This is a genomic window from Microbulbifer celer (genome assembly GCF_020991125.1).
In the GTDB taxonomy this organism is placed as follows: domain Bacteria; phylum Pseudomonadota; class Gammaproteobacteria; order Pseudomonadales; family Cellvibrionaceae; genus Microbulbifer; species Microbulbifer celer.
In genome coordinates this window covers 626672-649168 of record NZ_CP087715.1, presented here as the reverse complement: position 1 = coordinate 649168, position 22497 = coordinate 626672, and the positions used below count along the sequence as shown (strand labels likewise).

17 protein-coding genes are annotated in these 22497 nt (G+C 58.3%); 4 read left to right on the top strand and 13 right to left on the bottom strand.

Translation table 11 applies throughout. The annotated features are described in order from the left end of the window. Positions 1–71: 71 nt before the first annotated feature. The 6 genes from pyk to edd form a co-directional block, all read right to left on the bottom strand. Positions 72–1508 carry a pyruvate kinase gene (gene pyk / locus LPW13_RS02470; RefSeq protein WP_230437870.1) on the bottom strand — a complete coding sequence of 479 codons (1437 nt, stop codon included), beginning with the start codon at positions 1506–1508 and terminating at the stop codon, positions 72–74. A 132-nt stretch (positions 1509–1640) separates the two neighbouring features. Then, the gene (gene gap, locus LPW13_RS02465) at positions 1641–2678 is read right to left on the bottom strand and encodes a type I glyceraldehyde-3-phosphate dehydrogenase (protein WP_230437869.1); all 1038 of its coding nucleotides are present in this window, start codon (positions 2676–2678) and stop codon (positions 1641–1643) included. Positions 2679–2776: 98 nt separating this feature from the next. Further along, entirely contained in the window at positions 2777–3406 is a 630-nt protein-coding gene (locus LPW13_RS02460) for a bifunctional 4-hydroxy-2-oxoglutarate aldolase/2-dehydro-3-deoxy-phosphogluconate aldolase (protein WP_230437868.1), read from the bottom strand. Between the two features lie 43 nt (positions 3407–3449). Beyond that, a complete protein-coding gene (pgl, locus tag LPW13_RS02455) occupies positions 3450–4160 on the bottom strand; it encodes a 6-phosphogluconolactonase (protein ID WP_230437867.1) in 711 nt (236 codons plus the stop codon). A gap of 49 nt (positions 4161–4209) precedes the next feature. Further along, positions 4210–5667, bottom strand: coding sequence for a glucose-6-phosphate dehydrogenase (zwf, locus tag LPW13_RS02450; protein WP_230437866.1), 1458 nt, complete (start codon positions 5665–5667; stop codon positions 4210–4212). Positions 5668–5750: 83 nt separating this feature from the next. After that, positions 5751–7583, bottom strand: coding sequence for a phosphogluconate dehydratase (edd, locus tag LPW13_RS02445; protein ID WP_230437865.1), 1833 nt, complete (start codon positions 7581–7583; stop codon positions 5751–5753). Positions 7584–8351: 768 nt separating this feature from the next. On the opposite strand from edd, the gene LPW13_RS02440 reads away from it, so the two are divergent. Continuing rightward, positions 8352–9401, top strand: a complete 1050-nt coding sequence (locus LPW13_RS02440) for a LacI family DNA-binding transcriptional regulator (protein ID WP_230437864.1) — start codon at positions 8352–8354, stop codon at positions 9399–9401. Between the two features lie 265 nt (positions 9402–9666). Here the strand turns inward: LPW13_RS02440 and LPW13_RS02435 are convergent, their stop codons facing one another. From LPW13_RS02435 to nagK, 4 genes are all read right to left on the bottom strand, one after another. Further along, on the bottom strand, positions 9667–10998 hold the full coding sequence (locus tag LPW13_RS02435; RefSeq protein WP_230437863.1) for a sugar MFS transporter: 1332 nt from the start codon (positions 10996–10998) through the stop codon (positions 9667–9669). Between the two features lie 115 nt (positions 10999–11113). After that, a complete protein-coding gene (nagA, locus tag LPW13_RS02430; RefSeq protein ID WP_230437862.1) occupies positions 11114–12238 on the bottom strand; it encodes an N-acetylglucosamine-6-phosphate deacetylase in 1125 nt (374 codons plus the stop codon). A gap of 41 nt (positions 12239–12279) precedes the next feature. Continuing rightward, positions 12280–13332, bottom strand: coding sequence for a glucosamine-6-phosphate deaminase NagB-II (gene nagB-II, locus LPW13_RS02425; RefSeq protein ID WP_230437861.1), 1053 nt, complete (start codon positions 13330–13332; stop codon positions 12280–12282). A 49-nt stretch (positions 13333–13381) separates the two neighbouring features. Then, complete coding sequence (gene nagK, locus LPW13_RS02420) at positions 13382–14332, bottom strand: N-acetylglucosamine kinase (RefSeq protein ID WP_230437860.1); 951 nt, start codon at positions 14330–14332, stop codon at positions 13382–13384. A 431-nt stretch (positions 14333–14763) separates the two neighbouring features. Between nagK and LPW13_RS02415 the strand changes: the two genes are divergently transcribed. From LPW13_RS02415 to LPW13_RS02405, 3 genes are all read left to right on the top strand, one after another. After that, the gene (locus LPW13_RS02415) at positions 14764–16116 is read left to right on the top strand and encodes a substrate-binding domain-containing protein (RefSeq protein ID WP_230437859.1); all 1353 of its coding nucleotides are present in this window, start codon (positions 14764–14766) and stop codon (positions 16114–16116) included. A gap of 82 nt (positions 16117–16198) precedes the next feature. Further along, positions 16199–17083, top strand: coding sequence for a DUF6279 family lipoprotein (locus LPW13_RS02410; protein WP_230437858.1), 885 nt, complete (start codon positions 16199–16201; stop codon positions 17081–17083). Between the two features lie 269 nt (positions 17084–17352). Continuing rightward, on the top strand, positions 17353–18627 hold the full coding sequence (locus LPW13_RS02405) for an aminotransferase class I/II-fold pyridoxal phosphate-dependent enzyme (protein WP_230437857.1): 1275 nt from the start codon (positions 17353–17355) through the stop codon (positions 18625–18627). 51 nt (positions 18628–18678) lie between these two features. Here the strand turns inward: LPW13_RS02405 and LPW13_RS02400 are convergent, their stop codons facing one another. The 3 genes from LPW13_RS02400 to LPW13_RS02390 all read right to left on the bottom strand — a co-directional run bounded on the left by LPW13_RS02400 (position 18679) and on the right by LPW13_RS02390 (position 22496). Then, positions 18679–19695: an aspartate carbamoyltransferase gene (locus LPW13_RS02400; protein ID WP_230437856.1), complete on the bottom strand. Its 1017-nt coding sequence runs from the start codon at positions 19693–19695 to the stop codon at positions 18679–18681. A gap of 134 nt (positions 19696–19829) precedes the next feature. After that, on the bottom strand, positions 19830–21266 hold the full coding sequence (gene sbcB / locus LPW13_RS02395; RefSeq protein WP_230437855.1) for an exodeoxyribonuclease I: 1437 nt from the start codon (positions 21264–21266) through the stop codon (positions 19830–19832). A gap of 210 nt (positions 21267–21476) precedes the next feature. Next, positions 21477–22496: a methyltransferase gene (locus tag LPW13_RS02390; protein ID WP_230437854.1), complete on the bottom strand. Its 1020-nt coding sequence runs from the start codon at positions 22494–22496 to the stop codon at positions 21477–21479. Position 22497 lies beyond the last annotated feature (1 nt).

Here is a 22497-nt window from a genome sequence, read left to right as displayed (position 1 = left end):
CCAGCACAAAACACTGGACAGAGAGACATGGGAAGTCCCCGACCAATGACGGATCGGGGACGACACCGAGGTTACTCGATTTCTTTGATCCGCATGGAGCTGGTACCACCACCCATATTCAGGCGTTCGCCTTGGGTGATCAGCACGCGCTGGCCTTTCTTCAGGTCAATGCGAGCGCCCAGCACTTCGATAATCGCATCGGTCAGATGCCCCAGCGGTACCGAGGCCGGATCAAACTCTACCGGCTCAACACCGCGCAGCAGCACCAACTGACGCGCCACCTGGGGATGACGGGTCAGAGCAAAGATCGGCAACTGGGTAGTGGCCCGAGACATGATACGCGGGGTGCGGCCGGATTCGGTCAGTGCCGCCACAGCGCACAAGTTCTCTACCCGCGCGGCAGACTCAATGGCGGCCTGGGCAATCACGGTATCGATACTTTCAGAGCCGGATCGTGCAATGTTTGCGCGCTTGGTGCTGCCGAGATACTGCTCTGCACCAACCACGATCTCTGCCATGGATTCCACCGCCGCAACCGGGAAGTCGCCCGCGGCGGTTTCGGCTGACAGCATTACCGCATCGGTACCGTCCAGTACCGCGTTTGCCACGTCCATCACTTCCGCGCGGGTCGGCGTCGGATTGGTAATCATGGACTCCATCATCTGGGTGGCCGTGATCACGCCACGGTTCAGGGCGTTGGCGCGGTCGATCAGTTTCTTCTGCACACCTACCAGCGCCGCATCACCAATCTCCACACCCAGGTCGCCGCGGGCAACCATGATCACGTCAGATGCGAGAATGATCCCATCCATCTGCGCTTCGTCACTGACCGCCTCGGCGCGCTCGACTTTTGCCACGATCGCGGCATTGCTGCCCTCTTCGCGCATGGCTTTACGGGCGATCTCCAGATCTTCGCCGCTGCGCGGGAAGCTTACTGCCAGGAAATCCACATCCAGCTCGGCAGCGAGTTTGATGTCCTGATAATCTTTTTCTGTCAGCGCCGGCGCCGACAGACCGCCGCCCAACAGATTGATGCCTTTATTGTTGGACAGCTTGCCGCCCTGCAATACGCGACAGAACAGCTTGCTTTTGGTACCGCCGGTTACTTCCAGACGAATCTTGCCATCATCCAGTAACAGAATATTGCCGGGCTCGCAGTCGGTAATCAGGGACGGGTAATCAACACCCACGCGCTCCTGGTTGCCGCCCTCCTTCGGGCAATCTGCATCGAGCGTAAACTCGGCATTGTTTTCAAGAAAGATGCCGCCGTCCGCAAAACGGGCGATACGGATTTTCGGCCCTTGCAGGTCACCGAGAACCGCAACCATTTTACTTTGTGCGGCGGCTGCACGGCGTACTTCCTCCACGCGCTTGCGGTGGTCGTCTGCACTACCGTGGGAAAAATTCAGGCGAACGACGTTGACGCCGGCGCGGATTATCTCGTCAATAACGCGCGGCTTGTCAGTCCCCGGGCCGAGCGTGGCAACAATTTTGGTATGGCGATTCATAGTAGGCGGTATTCGTTGTATCGATTGGATGAGAGGCGAATATTGTTCTGGTTTTACGCAGTCGACGATGACGCTAAAAACAGAGCCGGAGCGCGCATTGCGCCCGCTCCGGCTGGGTCACACACGGGGCGATCAGGCAGTTTCAGCAACTGCTTTTTGCAGTTCCAGCGCTTCTGCCATCGCCAGGCTGGTGTCGAGCATACGGTGGGAGAAACCCCACTCGTTGTCGTACCAGGCCATAACTTTCACCAGATTACCGTTGACACGGGTGTGGTTGGAGTCGAAGTGGCTGGACGCACTGGTGTGGTTGAAATCCACAGAAACCAGCGGCTGCGCGCAGAACGACAGTACACCGCCTTTCATGGAGTCGGATGCTTCCTGCATGATCTGATTGATTTCTTCCACGGTAGTTTCGCGGCTGGCGATAAACTGACAATCCACCAGGGAAACATTGTTCACCGGTACACGTACCGCCATGCCGTCCAGTTTGCCCTGCAGTTCCGGGAGTACCAGACCAACTGCCGCAGCCGCACCGGTTTTGGTCGGAATCATGTTGTCGGCCGCAGCGCGCGCGCGGTAGATATCTTTGTGTACAGCGTCCTGGGTATTCTGATCATTGGTATAGGCATGCACGGTGGTCATGAAGCCACGTTCGATACCGATAGAACGATGCAGCGCCTGGGCTACCGGTGCCAGACAGTTGGTGGTACAGGACGCGTTGGAAACCACTTTGTGATCCGCGGTAAGCTTGTCGTCGTTCACGCCGTAAACCACGGTCAGGTCGGCATCTTTGGACGGTGCGGAAATCAGTACGGCTTTGGCACCGGCCTGCATGTGCGCAGACGCCGCTTCTTTACCGGTAAAGAGGCCGGTGCACTCCAGTACCAGATCCACTTCCAGCTCGCCCCAGGGCAGTTCCGCAGGATTGCGTACCTGGCACACTTTCACGGTGTCGCCACCGATCACCAGGTTTTCACCGTCAACAGCAACTTCCGTATTGAATCGGCCGTGTACGGTATCGAAGCGGGTCAGATGCGCGTTGGCGTCTACCGGTGCCAAGTCATTGATCGCAACCAGTTGGATACGATCGTTGTAACCGGATTCATAGATTGCACGCGTTACATTGCGGCCGATACGTCCATAACCATTGATAGCAATTCTGAGTTTCATATCGCTACACCCTCTGTGAGTTTTAATTTATCGGAATTCTTGGCTGTCGCCATCAGTGGAGCGTTAAGCGCCACTTTGTTATTCAGTCGGTCTGTCCATCAACCTTTCAGCGCGGAGGCTTCCTTTGCCAGGCGGGTAATTTCCGCCCAGTTCTTTTCCGCAACCAGCTTCGGTGATGCCATCCAGGAACCACCGACACACACAACATTTTTCAGTGCCAGGTAATCCTGTGCATTGCCGGGGCTGACACCGCCGGTGGGGCAGAACTTGACCTGTCCCAACGGGCCGCCAATGGACTTCAGCATCGGCACACCCCCGGCCGCTTCCGCCGGGAAGAATTTCTGGTAGGAATAACCGCGTTCCAGCAGGCGCATCACTTCAGACGGGTTGGCGGCACCCGGCAACATGGGTACAGAGCCAGCTTCTACCGCGTCCAGCAGCGCATCGGTGGTACCGGGGCTGACCATAAATGTCGCGCCAGCATCGGTACTGCGGCGAACGTCATCAGCAGTGAGTACGGTTCCGGTGCCCACATGTGCATCCGGCAGGTGTTTGGCGATTTCCTCCACCGCACCCAGTGCCGCTTCGGTACGCAGAGTCACTTCGAGAACATTCAGGCCGCCCTCTACCAGTGCTTGCGCCAGCGGCAAAGCATCGGCGACCTGATCAATGACCAGTACCGGCACTACGCCAGCCTGCTCCAAGACCTGTGCAAGGTTTTTTTGCATCACTACTTCCACTCTCTCTCGTTCAATATTTTTCGGTTTTTAATCAGGGCGCCCAGTAAACCGTGACCGGTTTCAACCCCTGCTTCAGGATGCTCCGCACCGGCATTTCCTGCTCGTCATCTCCCAACAGCGCCTGGCGATAGACTTTGAGCTTGTCTTCGCCGGTAATCAGCAGTTTGATTTCTTTTGCCTGCAGAATGGCAGACAGGGTCAGGGTCATGCGCTCGGTATGTGCGCCGGTCACCGCGCTCTGCTTGGCGGTAATCGCTTTGCACAACTGCTCAGACTCGCTATCCAGCGCCTCGTCGAGGCCCTCGGCATAGGGGAAAAACGATGCGGTGTGGCCATCGTTCCCCATGCCCAGAATGCAGATATCGTAGGGCGCAGGCAGCTCGCGATAATCGCGCTCACAGGCTTCCTCGCCAGCTGCCGGGTTTTCAGCCGCGTTTTTCATGCCCAGGAACGGCGCCTGCGCGGCATCGTTCTGCAGCAGGCTGTTGCTGATGAAAGTCTGGTTGCTGCCACTTTCTCCCGGCTCGACCCAGCGCTCATCCACCAGCGCTACATTGATCTGTTGCCAGGGCAGTGGACGCTTGGACAGTGCACGATAAACCGGTTCCGGCGTGCTGCCGCCGGATACCAGGAAAGTCGCCTGACCGTTGGCTTTGATGCCTGACTGCAAAAGCTGCGCGCACTCGCTTGTCAGTGCCTGGGTCAGCCTCTCTCTGTCTGCAAAAAATTTTTCTTCGACCATTTTTGAAACCGTTCTGTTTTAGGACCGGCGGTAAGCGATTGCTCGCCGATCAGGGGTTAAACCAGTGATGCCCGCTTTCTGCCAGTAACTCATTGGAAGCTTGCGGCCCCCAGGTACCGGCGCGGTACAGCTGCGGCTGGTTGCTGGTCTCACGCCAGCGATCGATGATTGGATCCACCCACGCCCACGCAGCAGCCACTTCATCACGGTGAATGAACAGTGCGGAGTTATTGGCGGCGGCATCCAGCATAAGACGCTTGTAGGCGTCGCTTTTGAAACTGTCATAGGTCTCGGACAGTGAAAGGTTCAGCTCTACCGGTTGCAGCTCCATGGTGAGGCTGTCCATCTTCTTCGCCATCAACACCATTTTGATACTTTCTTCCGGCTGCAGACGGATCACCAGGCGGTTCGGCAATACCTCACCCGCTTCGGGCTGGTAAACACTGTGGGATACTTTCTTGTACTGGATAACGATTTCCGCACAGCGCTTTTCCATGCGCTTGCCGGTGCGCAGGTAAAACGGCACACCGGTCCAACGCCAGTTGTCAATGTGCGCGCGAATCGCAACAAAGGTTTCGGTGGTACTGTTGGCGGCTTTGAGCTCTTCCAGATAACCCGGCACCAGCTCTTTGCCCAGGCCGCCCGCCACGTATTGGCCACGCACGATATTTTCGTCCACTTTCTCGTCGGTAAGCGGACGCAGGGCTTCCAATACTTTGATTTTTTCCGAGCGGATATTGCGCGCAGACATGCTGTTGGGCGACTCCATCGCGATCAGGCACAGCAGCTGCAGAAGGTGGTTCTGAACCATATCCCGCAGTGCGCCAGTGTCATCGTAGAAGCCCGCACGCCCTTCCAGGCCCACGGTTTCTGAAATACTGATCTGGATATGATCGATGGTCTTGGCATCCCACAGGTGTTCGAACAGCACATTGCTGAAACGTAATGCCAGCAGATTCTGGACGGTTTCCTTACCCAGGTAGTGGTCGATGCGGAAAATATTCTCTTCGGGAAAAAACTCCGCAATCTTGCTGTTGATTTCGTCCGCCGTCTTGGCGTTGTAGCCCAGCGGCTTTTCGACAACTACGCGGGAGTTTTCGTGAATCAGACCTTTGACGGATAGGTTTTCACAGCAAGGGCCGAATACCGCGGGCGGAATGGCCAGGTAAAACAGGCGTACACGCTTGGGGTCATTACCCAGCAGGTCTGCCAGCACATCCCACTTCTCGTCGGGCTTGGAGATATCCAGCGCCACTCCGCGCAGCAGGGGGCTGAATGCTTTCCAGCTTTTCTCGTCGTACTCGCCATCGCGCAGGTGTGTCTTGAGCGCCTGCTGGGCCGTTTTCAGGTAAGCGTCGGCATCTTCCTGTTTGCGGCAAACCGGCAAAATCCGGGTGTCCTTGTTCAGGCCACCCTCTTTGTATGCGCGGTAGAGCGCCGGAATCAGTTTGCGCAGCGACAGGTCGCCGCCGCCACCAAACAACACCATATCGAATGCTTTAGCCATTTTGTCTGCTCTTCATTCTGTGTGCAGGCCATTTTCGCCCTGCACAAAATTCCTTGAACCTTCGGGTAAATACGTCTTCCCGATTAAAAAAGAATGCTGCCACCGGTTTCTGCACCGCTCGCGAGAGCCCGCATATTGGTGAACAGGTCGCGGCCCATGCCGATGGCATTGCCGGACAAATCACATTCTGCCAGTGGGCGCGCTGCCAGCTCTTCATCACTGACATGCACCTGGAGTACACCGGCATCCGCATCCAGCTCGATGATGTCGCCGTCCTGTACTTTGGCAATGGCTCCGCCTTCCAGTGCTTCCGGAGACAGGTGAATGGCCGCGGGGACTTTGCCGGAGGCGCCGGACATACGTCCGTCGGTGATCAGCGCCACCTTGAATCCGCGGTCCTGCAATACCCCCAGAGACGGGGTCAGCTTATGCAGTTCGGGCATGCCGTTGGCCTGCGGGCCCTGGAAGCGCACAACCGCGACAAAGTCCTTATCCAGCTCACCGGCTTTAAACTTCGCCAGCAGGTCATCCTGGCTGTTGAAAACTACTGCCGGAGCTTTGATTTTCAGCTGCGGCGCTTTCAGTGCCGAGACCTTGATTACGCTGTTGCCCAGGTTGCCCTTGAGCAATTGCAGGCCACCGTGGCCGGAGAAAGGATCGCTGACCGGGCGGATGATATCGGGGTTGCCGGACTCTTCAGCCGTCGGGCGCCACACCACGCCATCCTTGTCTTCGTTCAGGAACGGGTCATAGGTGTAGGGCTCCATGCCGGAATCCCCCAGTACCGTGCTCACATCCCCGTGCAACATGCCAGCGCTCAGCAGTTCGCGAATCAGGAACTGCATACCGCCAGCCGCGGCAAAGTGGTTGATGTCTGCGGTGCCGTTCGGGTAAACGTGACACATCAGCGGCACGACTTCAGAAAGCTCCGCCATGTCCTGCCAGGTAATCTGGATACCGGCGGCGCGGGCCATGGCAATCAGGTGCATGGTGTGGTTGGTAGAACCACCGGTCGCATGCAGGCCGACGATGCCATTGACGAATGCTTTCTCACTCAGGATCTTGGCAATCGGTGTGTAATTGCTGGGCTCGGAGTTCTGTACCAGCTGCTTGACTGCTTCCGCCGTCATGGCGTCGCGCAGTTCAGTACCGGGATTGATGAAAGAACTGCCCGGCAGTTGCAGCCCCATGATTTCCACCAGCATCTGGTTGCTGTTGGCGGTACCGTAGAAGGTGCAGGTACCGGCGCTGTGATAGGAAGCGCTCTCCGCTTCCAGCAATTCTTTGCGGCCGACTTTACCCTCGGCGTACAGCTGGCGAATACGCACTTTTTCCGCGTTTGCCAGACCGGTGGGCATGGGGCCAGCCGGGACGAAAACCGCAGGCAGATGGCCAAAAGACAGGGCGCCGATGACCAGTCCGGGAACAATCTTGTCGCAGATGCCCAGGTACATACCGCCGTCAAACATATCGTGCGAGAGGGAGATGGCGGTCGCCATCGCGATCACATCGCGCGAGAACAGAGACAACTCCATACCCGGCTGCCCCTGGGTCACGCCGTCACACATGGCGGGCACACCGCCGGCGACCTGTGCGGTAGCGCCGTTGCGCAGCGCTTCGGCCTTGAGCATTTCCGGGTAGGTGCCATAGGGCTGGTGCGCGGAGAGCATATCGTTATATGCGGTGACAATGGCTAGGTTGGGACCCTGACCGGAGGCGATCAGGTTTTTATCCTGATCACTGGAGGCTGCCATGGCATGGGCCAGGTTACCGCAAGAGAGCTTGTGTCGTGCGCGCCCCTTACCCTGAGCCTGCTCCACCTGTGCCAGATAGCGCGCGCGGGTTTCCTCGCTGCGCTCGATGATGCGATCGGTAACGGCCTGTACTCGACTGTTTACCACGTTTCTGTTTGCCATTTGTCGACTCTTCTCATTTTTTATCAGCTCACTGATCGCCGGCACTGGAACATCTCACAGATCATCCTCTGCAGTGCCGACCCCGATGTCGCTGCGCCGGTCTACTGCCGGCGGAAAACTGATGCCTTTCAAGTGCAACTGAAGCGCTCCGACACTAACGGAGAGCCGTTGCTTTAAGAGTATGGTGCTACCGGACTTTCCACCCGTGCGTACATGGAACGGGCGAGTCTTCTTATTTCTTCTTGTCTTGTTTTACCTATCCACCTGTCCCGACAGCCTCGAAATCTTGAGGATTCACCGGACCCAGGGCCTGACGCGCCTGCCACTCATGTTCTTCTACAGGCTGTCGAGACGACATTATGTAGTAAAACTACAAGACCTTTCAAGCGCTGCCGCTCTCCCTGTCGCCGGGGAATACTCCAACAACACATTCGCCGCCACACCTGTAGTTACGCGACGCAAGCCGATATTTAGGAGTGACGCAACCACCCTTATTCCCGGGCGATTGATAGCGCTATCATATAGATCTGTTCAGATATCCCTCAGATGCACCTCTCCCCTACCCCACGCAAAAACGGTCCCCGAAACTGTAGTTTTATTTCATATCCGCAGTGAGGCCGGTCAAGGGGACCACTAAACTGGCGAAAATAACGTCAAGATCGGCGAACCTGCTCGCCCGAGAACATGAATGACCACAAAGCCATCGTCCCTCTGCGTGTAACCGGGTAAACTGTCCGGCTAGCAAGGACAAGGAATCAGCGCCTAGCAATGAAAAGCACAATCAATGATGTGGCCGCACAAGCCGGAGTCTCGATAAAGACTGTCTCGCGGGTCATCAACAACGAACCCTCGGTAAGACCCGCCACACGCAAAAAAGTGATGGATGCGGTCGCCGCGCTCAATTACCAGCCCAACCTGGCTGCCCGCAATCTTGCGGGCACCCGCAGCTACACCATTGCGCTGATCTACGACAACCCCAACGCCTATTACGTGATCGACATGCAGAACGGCATCCTCGAAACTTGTAAGGCGCGGGGCTATGAACTGCTGATCCACCCGAGCAACGCCAAGTCCGACTCAGTCAATGATGAGCTGCGCGGCCTGGTAGAAAACTCCAAAGTGGCCGGGGTTGTGCTGACTCCCCCCTTCTCCGAAACACAATCCGTGATTGACGAAGTCAAACGGCTTGGTCTGGACTATGTGCGCATTGTTTCCAGCGACGCCGCCCACGGGGATGAGGACAACTGCATCCAGATTGATGATGGTGCTGCTGCCTACGACATCACCAAACATCTGATTGAACACGGTCATCGCCGAATCGGGTTTCTCTGTGGTGGCGAGGAGCACGTTTCCACACACGGACGTCTCGACGGCTACACCCGCGCCCTGCAGCAGGCAGGTATTGAAGTAGACCCCACCCTGATCATTCCCGGCGAGTACTCCTTCGACTCCGGCGTTTCCGGGGCCAAAGCGCTACTGGCAGCAGAGCAGCCCCCCACCGCCATCTTTGCCAGTAACGATGAAATGGCAGCCGGCGCACTGTTCGCCTCGCGACTGATGCATGTAGCCATTCCCGAGCAGCTGTCAATTGTCGGGTTTGAAGACAGCCCCTTCTCTCGCCAGACTTGGCCCAAGCTGACCACCGCCCACCAGCCCAATATCGAAATCGCCCGCTGTGCTGCCGCCCTGGTGCTGAACAAGGCACGCAGCAAAAGCGCCTCTGAGAGCGCATCGGCCAACAAGGACGCGGGGATCATGAAGAACTTTGTACCGGAACTCGTGGTACGCGACTCCACCGGCCAGGCGCCCGGCACCTGACAGGCACTCAACGATTTATTTGCGCGATGACACGGTCGCAATTTCCAGGCAAAAAAATGCCCTCACAAAGAGGGCAAAGATGACGAGAACCAAAGAGAGAAACATAAAAACCGGCAACCAAAAAACAATTCCTTCCACTTCTCGGTTACTACCCCGGCGAACCGAGGTCTGTGCCGGCGCCTGGCCGGCACGGCGACTTTTCCTTAAGCCGCCAATCCACTAAATCCTAACTGACAATAAGTATTTTCTGACGGAGTGAATGCGCTTACTTCCAGCTGCGCATTTTGTGCCCTTTGAGCGCGTAAAACAGAATGAACAGGTAAGCCGGGAAAGAGATCATGTACGCCATCTGGCCATCACCGGTGTCGGCAAAGTGTCCGTACACGGGCGGCAATACCGCACCGCCGGAGATACCCATGATCAACAGGGCTGCACCCTTGGAGGTGAACTTACCCAGGCCTTCCAGCGCCAGCGGCCAGATTGCCGGCCAGCACATGGCATTGGCCAGGCCCAACAGGGCAACAAAGAATACGGCGTTGGGGACTTCCGGCAGGCCGAACAGGGACAGGCTCGCCGCAGAGAGCGCCGTGCTTTCCAGAGAACCGGTCATGACCAGACCAGTGAAAATCATGCCCATCACCGCGGACATCAACAGCGCGGTCTGCTGGCTGATAAAGCGGGGAATGGCGATAATCCCGGCGATATATCCAATCACCATAAAAGTCATGGTATAGGCAGTCAGCTGGGAGGCGGTTGACGCGTCCACACCCGCCTGCTTGCCCAGCAGACCGATCGCATCACCGGCAATCACCTCAACCCCGACATAACAGAACAGGGCGATGGAACCGAGAATCAGCTGCGGGAACTTCAGCAGTACTGGCAGGGTTACCGCGACCTCCTCCTGACCTTCGATCACTTCGTCTTCAATATCCGGCAGCGGCACAAACAGCATCGCTACTGCGAGGATAAAGCCGAGGATAGCCATGCCGATGTAGGGGGAAACCAGCTGTCCAGCCAATTCCGCCAACTTGGCTTCTTTTGCGGCGGCACTCATTGCAGCCAGTTCCGCTTCGGAAATACCGGTAATACCGGAGAGTACCAGCGCAGTGAACACCAGCGGCGCCACGATACCGGCAGCCTTGTTCAACAGCCCCATGATACTGATGCGCACCGCAGCAGTTTCCGGGTTACCCAGCTTGACCACATAGGGGTTGGAAGCGGTCTGCAGAATCGTGAGGCCGGAGCCAACCACGAACTGTGCCAGCAGGAAGATGCCGAACATGCGGGTATAGGCCGCCGGGATAAAAATCAGCGCGCCGACGCCTACTAACGCCAGGCCGAGCGCCATGCCGTTTTTGTAGCCCGTGCGCTCGATGATGGCCGCCATCGGCAACGCCATCACGGTATAGGCAATATAAAAAGCGGAGGCCACCAGCATCGCCTGAAACGCTGTCAGATCACAGATCGTCTGCAGGAACGGGATCAATGCGCCGTTCAGCCAGGTGACAAAACCGAAAATAAAGAACAGTAGGCCAATAATGACCATGGGCAAAACGCTGTTGCGCGTTTCACTCTGAGCAACGGCTGCGGTATTCATAGACTCACCTTTTATTATCGTTCTGCCAGTTGTTGGCTCACTGTGACTCAATGCATTTGAGTCATCGTTATCGAACAAAAACCTTCACATGGCTACTGCATATACCAGCGCAAATTCAGGCCGTGAACACTTCCTGTCCGTTAATCCAGGTTTTTTGAACCTGAAGTTCGTCATCCAATAAAATCAAATCCGCCTGAGCGCCTTCGCCGATTCGACCGGCCTCGGTACCGAGGAATTGCGCCGGATACAACCCGGCCATGCGCAGCGCTTCGGTCAGCTCAACCCCACACCAGTTGTGGGTATTGCGCACCGCCCCGATCATATCCAGATGCGAGCCGGCGAGCTCGCCGGTGGTGGAGGTCAACTTGTCCCCCTGCCGTGTCACGATGCGATCGAACAGCGGAAAACTTTTCTCTTCACTACCCACCAGTGACATGGCATCGGTCACCAGCATGATCTTGCCGCGCGGCTTGGCTTTGATCGCCAGTGTCATCGCTTCCGGGCTCACATGGTGGCCATCGGCAATCAACCCGCACCAACAGCCGTCACTGATGAGCGCCGTGCCCACCATGCCCGGATCCCGGGAATGCAGCGGCGACATGGCGTTGTACAGATGGGTAAAGCCCGTCGCGCCAGCGGCGACCGCTGCGGCCGCGGTTTTGCCGTCGGCATTGGAGTGCCCAAGGCAGACCTTGACGTCCAGCGACACCAGTTTTTCAATATCCTCCGGCGCTACATTTTCAGGCGCCAGGGTGACCATCTTCAGCCCCAGATCTTCGCGGGCAAAAATGGCCAGTTCTTCTTCGCTCAGCGGGCGAATAAACTTTTCTTCGTGGGTGCCTTTCTTCGGCACACTCAAATGCGGCCCTTCAAAGTGCACGCCGATCACACCGGGCACACCCTCTTTCAACGCGGCCGCCACGGCATCCGCTGCTTTCTGCATTACCGCCACTTCGTCAGTAATCAGTGTCGGCATAAAACCAGTGGTGCCAAAGCGCGCGTGGGCGGAAGACATCTTGCCCAGGGCGTTTACGCTGGGGTCATTGTTAAACAGTGCCCCACCGCCACCATTGACCTGCACATCGATCAGCCCCGGCGCAAGCAGTCCGCAAAGGCGCACAGCATTAGCCGCAGGCTCACCACCAAGAGCGACAACCTTGCCCCCATCGATGGTCAGCGCCACATTGCGGTGGAGTTGTTCGCCGTCGAATAACTGTTCTGCGATAAACGCCTGCGCCACTGGACTACTCCAATCTCAATCAAAAAGCCTCAATCAAACACTCAGACAGTCTGGGTGACTTTCTTAAGTCCTGCCGGCTCGTCCGGATTGATCCCCCGGCTTACTGCCACATGGGCCACGTCGATATAAAAACGCTGCAGCAACGCCAGCGGTGCCACGCGTGGATGCACGCCCTTGCTCGGCACATGCAGGTTGATCAGGGTACCGCCGCGACGGATGATGTCGGCGATCTGTTCACTGTGCGCCTGATAGGATTCATCTTCGATCGGCACATTGACCACGGTAAGCTTCTGCTCCACCAGCGTGACCGGGCCGTGCAGGAATTCCGCGCTGGAGAAAGACTCCGCATGAATGTTGCAGACCTCTTTCATCTTCAACGCCAACTCGCGGGTGATGCCGTAACCGGGACCGCGCCCCAGCACCACCAGATTCTTCACTGCGGCCACATCTTCCGGCCGTAGTTGCACGTCGGAATTAACCGCTTCACTGAGGGTTTCGGGCAGTGCTTCTACCGCGCTTTTCAGTTCCGCGTTTTCGGTCCAGTTGGCCACCAGCTGCAGCACGGCGGAGAGCGTCGCGAGATAACTTTTGGTCGCGGCGACGGCCATCTCCGGCCCCGCTTTCAGCGGCACCATCTGGTCGACGATATCTTTGATCGGTGCAGACTCATCATTCACCAGCGCTACGGTGTAGGCACCGGCGTCCTTGGCCATCTGTGCCTGGGCCAGGATGTCCGGGCTGCGACCAGACTGGGAAATAACGATGACCAGCGCGTCTTCCAGCTTCAGTTTTTTGCCGTACACACTGGAAACCGACGGCGCCGCGGCAAAAGTCGGAGTACCGGTCTCGATTTCAATCAGGTACTTGGCGAAAACACCAGCGTGATCGGAAGAGCCTCGCCCTACGATCATCACGAAGCGCGGCGGCTTTGCGCGCAGGCGCTCACCCAGCGCAGCCATGATGCCGGCATTGCTCTCGAGCTGCTCGGCAATACGATTCGGGGCCTCACGGGCCTCGGTTTCCATCACTGTCATCGCCATAGATGCATCCACCTTGTTCGGGTCTATTGCCCCCGTGGGCGTCACTGCGCTCATAAAACTCTGTCCGTATCGTCAATCTGAATGTTGTATCGGTATTGCGCGCTTATCCAAAGAGCGCTTTTGCATCGACTTCTTCCGCCGACTGGGCACCGCTCTTGGCCTGTGCCGCCAGGGAATGCTGGGCGAAGTACACACAGCCGAGCTCCGGCGGATCCAGCGGGTCGGAAACCCTCTCCGCCACATGGGGCTTCAACCACGGCTTGAGACGCGGCGCCAGCCCGCCAATCATGGCCAGTCTCGGCGGCTTCCCTTCCATCAACTTGTCAGCAAGATCACTGATGTATGCTGCACCATCACGCATGATAGCGACGGCGACCGGATCGTCCGCCTCAGCGCACTCCACCACCGGCACGGCCAACTTGGCGTACTGACTGGATGGCTTGCCGGCCATCAACTCGATGACGTCGTAGGGATCCTCTGTATCCAGCACCTTCTGCAGCTCGGCTTTGAGCTGCGAGTCTTGCGCCAGCCCTTCCATCGCCATCAGCAGGTATTTGACCGCTTCCATCCCCAGCCAGGCACCACTGCCTTTATCGCCGTGAGGGAAGCCGTGGCCACCAACGATTTCACTGCGACCGTTGACATAGGAGTAACCCACAGAGCCAGTGCCGGCGATAATCACCGCGCCATCGCCGCCGCGATGGGCGCCAAGGCAGGCAGAGTGCTGATCTGTAGTCAGAAACATCTGTTTGAAGGGGTGCACCCAGGCACTCATTTCATTGTAGAGCCGGGGCATGTTGACGCCCGCAAGACCGACGCCAGCCACCAGCTGACCCATGGTTTCTGCCGGCAAGCCGGCATCCGCCACAGCCAGGGCTGCAGAGCGCACGATAGAATCGATGGTTTGAGCGTAACCATGAAGGGGGTTTGCTGGTCCGGATACACCGGTACCCAACAGGCGGCGGTCTGCGTCGAAGATCGAGGCCCGGCATTTGCTGCCACCTCCGTCGACGCCAACGTAAAGAATTTCCCTGCTGTCTCTCAAAGCAACCATCAGTACCGGCCCCTAAGATTTTCTATTGTTATGTGTCCTCACCGGATTCCCCACAGCAGACGCTGTTCCCCAGGGCGATCCGACCCGGCGCGCACGGCGCCAATGTCAATATGGGAGTGATACTACAAGACAAATGACAGCGTTGTCATGCCATTTTTGAAATTTTTTTTGGCCTCGATGTATCGGGGCGTCATTTTTTTCTTGTACGCCCGCACATCACTTCACCTTCTCCGTACTTCCGCGTCACCTTCTCCACGTTTCCACCTGCGGGCCGCGAATGCAGCACTCCCCAGCCGTAACTTGAGCCAGTACCACCTGTTTGCAATAACCCCGTCACACTTTTCTGCGATAAAGCGCGCGCCTGAAACGGTCGGTTACGACCCGCGGGCCGACCGGAAACTGCAACGAGGATGTACAGGGGGTAAGCAAGAATGGAAAACAAGCATGCGCTACTGGGTGGCCTGCTGCTGGCGGTGATCACGGCCTTGCCGTGGCTGGAGACCAATGCCGCTCCAGCGAGAATGGAAACCAGCAACACCCCTGTCACCCTGTTCCGGATGACCGGCTCCAATACCATCGGCGCCGACCTCGCCCCCGCCCTGGTCAAATCCTGGCTGGAGACTCGCGGCGCTACCCGTATTCGACAGCGCACCCGTGATGAACGCCACTGGATCACGGCAGACTTGAATGGCACTGCCGTCGAAATCCCGATTATCGCTCTCGGATCCAGCACCGGGTTCAAAGCGCTGGACCAGGACACCGCCGACATCGCCATGGCGTCCCGTCGCATAAAAGACAGCGAAGTGAACATGCTGTCCCGCTTTGGCAACCTCACCAGTGCCGATGCAGAGCATGTGATCGGCCTCGACGCGCTGGTGATTGCGGTGCACAAAGACAACCCCGTCCAACAGCTCACCCTTGAGCAACTCGGTGGTATCTACCGCGGCGAGATCCGTAACTGGCAACAACTGGGCGGTAGAAACCTGCCGATACAGCCGCTGCACCGGGACCGCGAATCCGGTACCCGCGCCACGTTCGACAAAGAAGTGTTCGGCAGCAATGCCCCCGCTCGCTCGCCCGCCGATGAGGTCGCCGGCAACCACGAAACCCGCGAGCGAGTCCTGAACACCCCCGGTGCAATCGGCTACGTCCCTTTCGCAGACGCAGAAGGTTTGCATAAAGTCGCGATCAAGGCGGGACAGCTCGCCGCAGTGGTGCCGGATGCCGGCATCATTGCCACCGAAGACTTTCCCCTGACCCGGCGCCTGTACCTCTACCGCAACCCCGCCACTCACCACACAGACGCGGCGGACTTTCTGCACTTTGCAGAATCCCAACGCGGCCAATCGCTGGTTGCCGATACCGGCTTTATCAACCTGACCCCGGTCCCCCTGAAAATGACCCCGTTTGCCAATGCGCCGGAGGGCTATCGCGCCCTGATGGAGAACGGCGCCCGCCTGAGCATTTCCTTTCGCTTTGCCGATGGCAGCACCGAGCTGGACAATCGCGCTCTGCGGGATCTCCAGCGCCTGCAGGACTATATGGCAAAAGCAGAGAACCGCGACCTTTCGCTGACCTTGGTGGGCTTTTCAGACAACAGAGCCAACAGCAATATCGCCGACCTGATTTCCCGCTTTCGCGCCCTCAAGGTTCAGGGATCCCTGCTGCGGGATCACCGACTGGGCGACAGCAACATCCTCGCCCTCGGCGCATTCGCCCCCCTCACAGCAGACAGTGAACAGGCGCCGGTGAAAAACAGCCGCGTAGAGGTGTGGATAAACTGATACCCACAAAAATTCGCAAAACGTTTTTCACAACACGCTTTTCACAACACGGTGGCGGCAAACAGCAACTATATTTATCGCCATGACTGCCACCACCTTTCCACAGCCTGCCACCTTCCGTTTCTCGCGTATGCTGCCGCTCGCGCTGGCGCTGCTGTTGATGCTATCGGGCTGCTCCAGTGTGCGCCTGGTCTACGGGCACCTGGATTGGTGGATGGAACGCAACATCAACAAGTACCTGGACCTCGGTGGCACGCAGGAAGACCTGTTGGAACTGCGCATCGACGAGTTTCATCGCTGGCATCGCCAGACACAACTGCCCCGCTACGCCGATTTTTTCGAACAGCTTGCCGGACAGGTAGATATCAACGCCGCCCCCACCCCAACGGAACTGGATACCCTACTGACACAGGCCGAAACCCGGGTGGACGGGCTGTGGCACAATGCCGTGGTGATGCTCAGTGACCTTATCCTGCCTCTGGTGATTCAGCTGGATCCTGCGCAGATCGATCAACTGGAGGAGAATATCCGTAAGGAGCAGGAGGAATCCCGCAAAAAATGGGAGAAAACCGAGCGCAAGCGTATCAAGGAATTCCGCAAACAGGCGGACCGCTGGCTAGGTGATGTCACCGATGAACAGCAGGCGATCATCGATCGCCACGTAGCCACTACCCAGTTCGATCCGAAACTGCGCGACGCCCAGCGCCAGCGCTGGGCGCAGACTTTTCTCCAGGTGTTGCGGGAGAAACCGGAAGGGTACCGGCAGCAGTTGCGCACGATGCTGATTGATCCACAAAGCCTGTGGCCTGCGGACTACCAGAAGATGCGCCAGCAACTCAGGACACAGGCGCGCCAGCTGGCCAGTGAGCTTCTTCTCTCCGCCACCCCGGAGCAACGCCAGCACCTGAAACACACCCTGAGGGAATACGCAGAAGACTTCCGCCATCTGGCGGCCCAGAAGCACTGAGCCGTACTCTCTCCTACCGCAAGGACCATTCGGCAACCCCGGATCATTCAATAACCTTGGGCCATCCCACGGTTGAGGAGTATCCCGCACATCCGGCAACCGGTTTCATGTGCAACAAAAAACTCTGCTAAATGGCCATTCTCAAGGCCTTTTCTGCGAAAAACCGTCAGAAAACATGACGCAATCCGCCCGCTTGCGATAAGCTCCCTGCCTCGCAGGCTTGCGCCTGTAACCCGCCAAAACGTCAACCCGCCAAGAGAGGAATATCCGTGCGTATCGACAACGCCCAACGCGACCAGCTGCAACAGTGGCAACAGGAACTGGAGCAGCAATACCAGCGCATCTGCCAGCACAACCTGAGCCTGGACCTGACCCGCGGCAAACCGTCTGCGGACCAGCTCGGCCTGTCGGACGGACTCGATGGCATCCTGAATGGCGACTATCGCGCTCCCGACGGTGCCGATACCCGTAACTACGGCGGCCTCGACGGCATCGCCGCGGCCCGTGAACTGGGTGCAGATGTGCTACAAGTGCCGTTCGACGAAGTACTCGCCGGCGGCAACAGCTCCCTGACCCTGATGTACCACGCGGTCCTCACCGGCTACCTGTTCGGCTTTGCCGGCAATCAGCCTTGGAAAGACATGAGTGCGCCCAAATTCCTGTGCCCGGTACCCGGCTACGACCGCCACTTTGCCATCTGTGAGCAGCTGGGTATCGCCATGGAAACCGTACCGATGACCGCCACCGGTCCGGATATGGATGTGCTGGAACAGAAGATCCGGGAAGACGACCAGGTCATCGGCCTGTGGTGCGTGCCCAAGTTCTCCAACCCCACCGGCGTCACCTACGATGCGGACACCGTGGATCGGCTGGCGCAACTGGCCAAGATCGCCAACCCCGGCTTCCGTATCTTCTGGGACAACGCCTACGCGATCCACGACCTGGACCACCAGGTCAAACTGCCCAATATCCGCGAAGCGGCACTGGGCAATGAGACCGCGGATTCCGTGATCCAGTTTGCCTCCACCTCCAAGGTAACCCACGCCGGCGCCGGTGTGGCATTCGTCAGTGCCAGCCCGGCAAACCTGGCCTCCCTGAAGCAGCAGATGTCGGCGATGACCATCGGTCCAGACAAGGTAAACCAGCTGCGCCACGCGCGCCTGTTCCCTGAGCTGACCCAGCTGAAAGAACACATGCAGAAGCACGCGGAAATCCTGCGCCCCAAGTTTGCCTGTGTACTGGAACATCTGGAAAAGAACTTCGCCGATTCTGACCTGGGCGAATGGGAAAGCCCGAAAGGCGGTTACTTCGTATCTTTCAATACCCGCCCGGACGTGGCATCAGAAGTGATCCGCCTCTCTGCGGAGGCCGGAGTAAAACTCACTCCCGCCGGCGCCACCTTCCCCTACGGCAAGGACCCGGAAAACACCAATATCCGCATTGCCCCCAGCTTCCCGCCGCTGGAAGAGCTGGATACCGCCATGTCGGTATTTGTGCTGTGTGTGAAGTTGGCCAGTGTGCGCAAGGCGCTGGAAGCGGCCTGATTTTTACCGCTCCCAAACGAAAAAACCGGCAGTTTTGCCGGTTTTTTTAATTCAGACCTGATTGCGTCGCGTCTGCCAGGTAACCGGCCGCGCGTATTCGTCGACCTTGTCTTCCACCCCCAGCAGCATCGCAAACAACGCCATCCGCACCAGCAAGCCATTGTCCGTCTGACGGAAAATCGCCAGGCTCGGGTGCTCGTTCAGATCCGGGTCCAGCTCATTGGCCTCTGCACGGGAATCCCGCGGCAGCGGATGCATGATCACCGTATTCGGCTCCGCATGGCGTGTGAAGATGTCGCGGTTCAGGCGGAAACGCCCGCGGTAGCGGTCCGCCTCCTCCTGAGATTCAAAACGCTCTTCCTGAATCCGTGTGGAGTACACGATATCCACATGTTTGATCGACTGCTCCAGTTGATCGGAAATCGTCACCTCGTGACCCGCCTCGCGCAAGCGCTCAATCACCGCCTCCGGCATCGCCAGCTCGGACGGCGAAACAAATACCAGCTGTACCTTCTCAAACAGACACAACAGCTTGCACAGCGAATGCACGGTACGGCCATATTTCAGGTCGCCGATCATCGCGATACGGAAATTGTCCAGAGAGCGGCCCTTGCCTTCCAGTTCCTTGCGGATGGTGTACAAGTCCAACAATGCCTGGGTCGGGTGCTCATTGGCACCATCGCCGCCATTGACCACCGGTACCCGGCTGGCCTGGGCAAACTCGGCCACCGAGCCCGACTGCGGGTGACGCATGCAGATGATGTCGGAATAGCCCGACAACACGCGCGCGGTGTCGTACAGGGATTCCCCCTTGGCCAGGGCGCTGGCGGAGATACCCACAGTCTCACGCACAGTGCCGCCGAGCAGGTTGAACGCGCAGCCGAAGCTCACCCGGGTGCGGGTGCTGGGCTCGAGAAACATGTTGCCGAGGATGGCGCCCTCAAGAACCCGGGTGATTTTTTCCCGACGGGCGTAGGGGACCATGGTGTCGGCCACAGAGAAAATACGATCGATGTCGCCGCGATCAAACTGGCTGACAGAAAGGATATTGGAACCGATAAAGTCCATTGCTGCTCCACTAAATGCACACTGCGGCCGGGATCACCGGCTGCTTTACCGGGCGGGTATTCTACGCGGGCGGCGGTCTCTGGAACAGAGAGACATGAAAACCTCCGCCTGGTGGGTGCACATCCACCAGAAAATCAACCCAGCAACGCGTCGCCCCAGGCTTCCAGCTGATCCAGCAGGTCACTCCGGTCCGGGAACTCTTCCCGCAACCGCGCAATCTCCTCGAAATAGGCCTCCAGGGTAATACTGCCGCCAAACCCCGGGTCCGTCAGACGCTGGAAACGCCACTCCTCCCAGCGCCCCTGTTCTTCATCATTCAGGGTCTCCGGGTAATTGCGCGCCCGTAGGCGAAAGAGTAGTTCCGGCAGGCGTGAATCGGAAAATGGGACCTCTCCGGCCAGCGCCTCAGGCCCACGGCTGGCGAGCCCATTGTGCAGCTGGCGGCACAGGTCGCGGTCCGCGTCGTTCAGGAAGCCGTCGTAGAGGCGCCCTTCCACGTCCTTCGGCGGGAACTCGCTGTCGAGGAAAACCCGGTGCAGCTTGTCCGTCAGGTCGAGCCCCTGCAGGGTCCGCCAGTTGGCTTCACAGGCAGCCTTGTCGATGTTCAGTTCCGCGGCACGTTGGTCACTCAACATGTTCGCCGGTGCCAGTACCGGGCAGCGATTCATATGAATCAGCTTGAGCCCCGCGGGCAGCTCTCCCTCGCCCAACTTGTCGCGAGCCGTGTAGAGCCGTTCGCGCAGGGTATCCGCGTCCAGGTCCAGAATCGGTTGCGGATCCATGGCCAGATTCGCGCAGATCACCGCATTGCGGTTTACCGGATGCATCGCCAGGGGCTGCACATAGGTCAGGTGCCCGTGCTGGGCGGGAACCTTGCCGGAGATGTGTAACAGGGGTTTGCGATCCCGCGGATTCAACAGCTTCGCTACTTCCTGTTTACGCCGCAGGTTGTAGACGTATTCGTAGAGTTTGGGCTGCCTGTCGCGGATCAGACGCGCCATATCGATGGTGGCATGCACGTCCGACAGCGCATCGTGGGCGCCCTCGTGGCTGATGCCGTTGGCCGCAGTAAGCTCTTCGAGGCGGAAAGACGGCACCGTCTGTCCATCCGCGGCTTCTCGCTGTGGCCACTGGATACCCTCGGGGCGCAACGCATAGGTGAGGCGCACCATATCGATGATGTCCCAGCGGCTGTTGCCGGAGCGCCATTCGCGCTCGTAGGGATCCAGCAGGTTGCGATACAGGGTGTGGCGGGTGACCTCATCGTCGAAGCGCAGGCTGTTGTAACCCACCCCGCAAGTACCAGGTGCACCCAGCTCTTCGAGAATACAGCGGATAAAGTCGATTTCCGGCATCCCCTCCGCCAATGCCTTCTGCGGAGCGAGCCCGGTCACCAGCGCCGCCATCGGCTGGGGCAGGCAGTCGCTCGCCGGCTTCGCGTAGATCATCAGGGGCTCGCCGACGATATTGAGGTCTTCATCGGTGCGGATACCGGCGAACTGGGAGGGCTTGTCGGCTCCCGGATCAGTCCCCCAGGTTTCGTAATCGTGCCAGTAAAGTGTGGTGCCCATAGATCAACGCCCATCTGTCCAATTCGAGAAAACCGCCATGTTAACGCAAATGGTGCAGTTTCTGTCTGGACAGTCCCACGCAGCAGCAGGCTTCCATCGGTGGTCGGAAGAAAAACTGACACAACGCACTTCAGAATTTTCCTGACGCGCTACAACGGAAGTAGCGCGCACACAACCAGCCGCTCCCGTCTCACCGCGCATGAGAGCCCATCACGCGGTACCGATCACCAACTCCATCTGTCCGAACGGCGTTTCCAGGCTGAACGATTGCACATTGAGAAATCCGGCCTCTGCCGCCGCGGCGCGAACACAACCCCGTTCGACAGACAGGGGGCCGGATTTCAACTCGGCGTGCAACCGCCCCAATACGTGAAACTCGGGTGCAGTGCGGTCATCGTTGAGCTCTTCGTGAAAACTGATCAGCACCCCACCCGGTCGCAGCGCCCGGCGTATCCGCCCCATGACAGACGTCAGGTCGCGGGCGTAGTAAAAAACCATGGAAGCCCAGATCAGGTCATAGCCGGTCCCCAGATCATCGCAGTTCATGTCCCCCCCACGCAGCTTTATCCGAGCGTCGTCGGCAATCCGCCGCTTGAGATTGTCCACTACCCCGGGCAGGTCGAATATTACAGTGTCGATATCCGGCCTCGCGGCGCAGATATCCTGCGCCAGGCTCTCCGATCCGGCACCCAGATCGAGTAATTTTTTGACATCCGGCCAACAGGGCAACCCACTCAAGATATCCATCACAATCGGGTTTCTTATCGAGTGGTGAAAGGAACGCAGTCCACGCACTGCCCGGGACCAATATTCCGGACGGACCATTTCCGGCCCCGTCTGCACCTGCTGTTTGTCGCGAAGGAGCGCGATGATGTTGTCGGCACTCACGTGCCGGACTTCCCCCAGATAGGTCAGCAGACTGGACATGGAAACATCGGAAGTGGATGTCAGCAGTGGAGCAAAACCGCCGTCGACACAATAGCCCCCCTCTTGTTTACCGACTACGCCGAGCGACACCAGCGCATTGAGCAGCAGTTCGGTTCCCTCGCCGTCGAGTACATACTGCTGCGCGAGTTCACCCGCGGTGCGCGGGGTTGCCAGGTCATCGAAAATACCCAACTCCAGCGCAACAGCCAGCACTTCCCAGCGCAGCGGAGCGGTCAATAGATCGAAGAGGCGATACTGGGCATCGCTGCCGTAACGGGCAGCCGGGGCAACGGCGATAGCCATA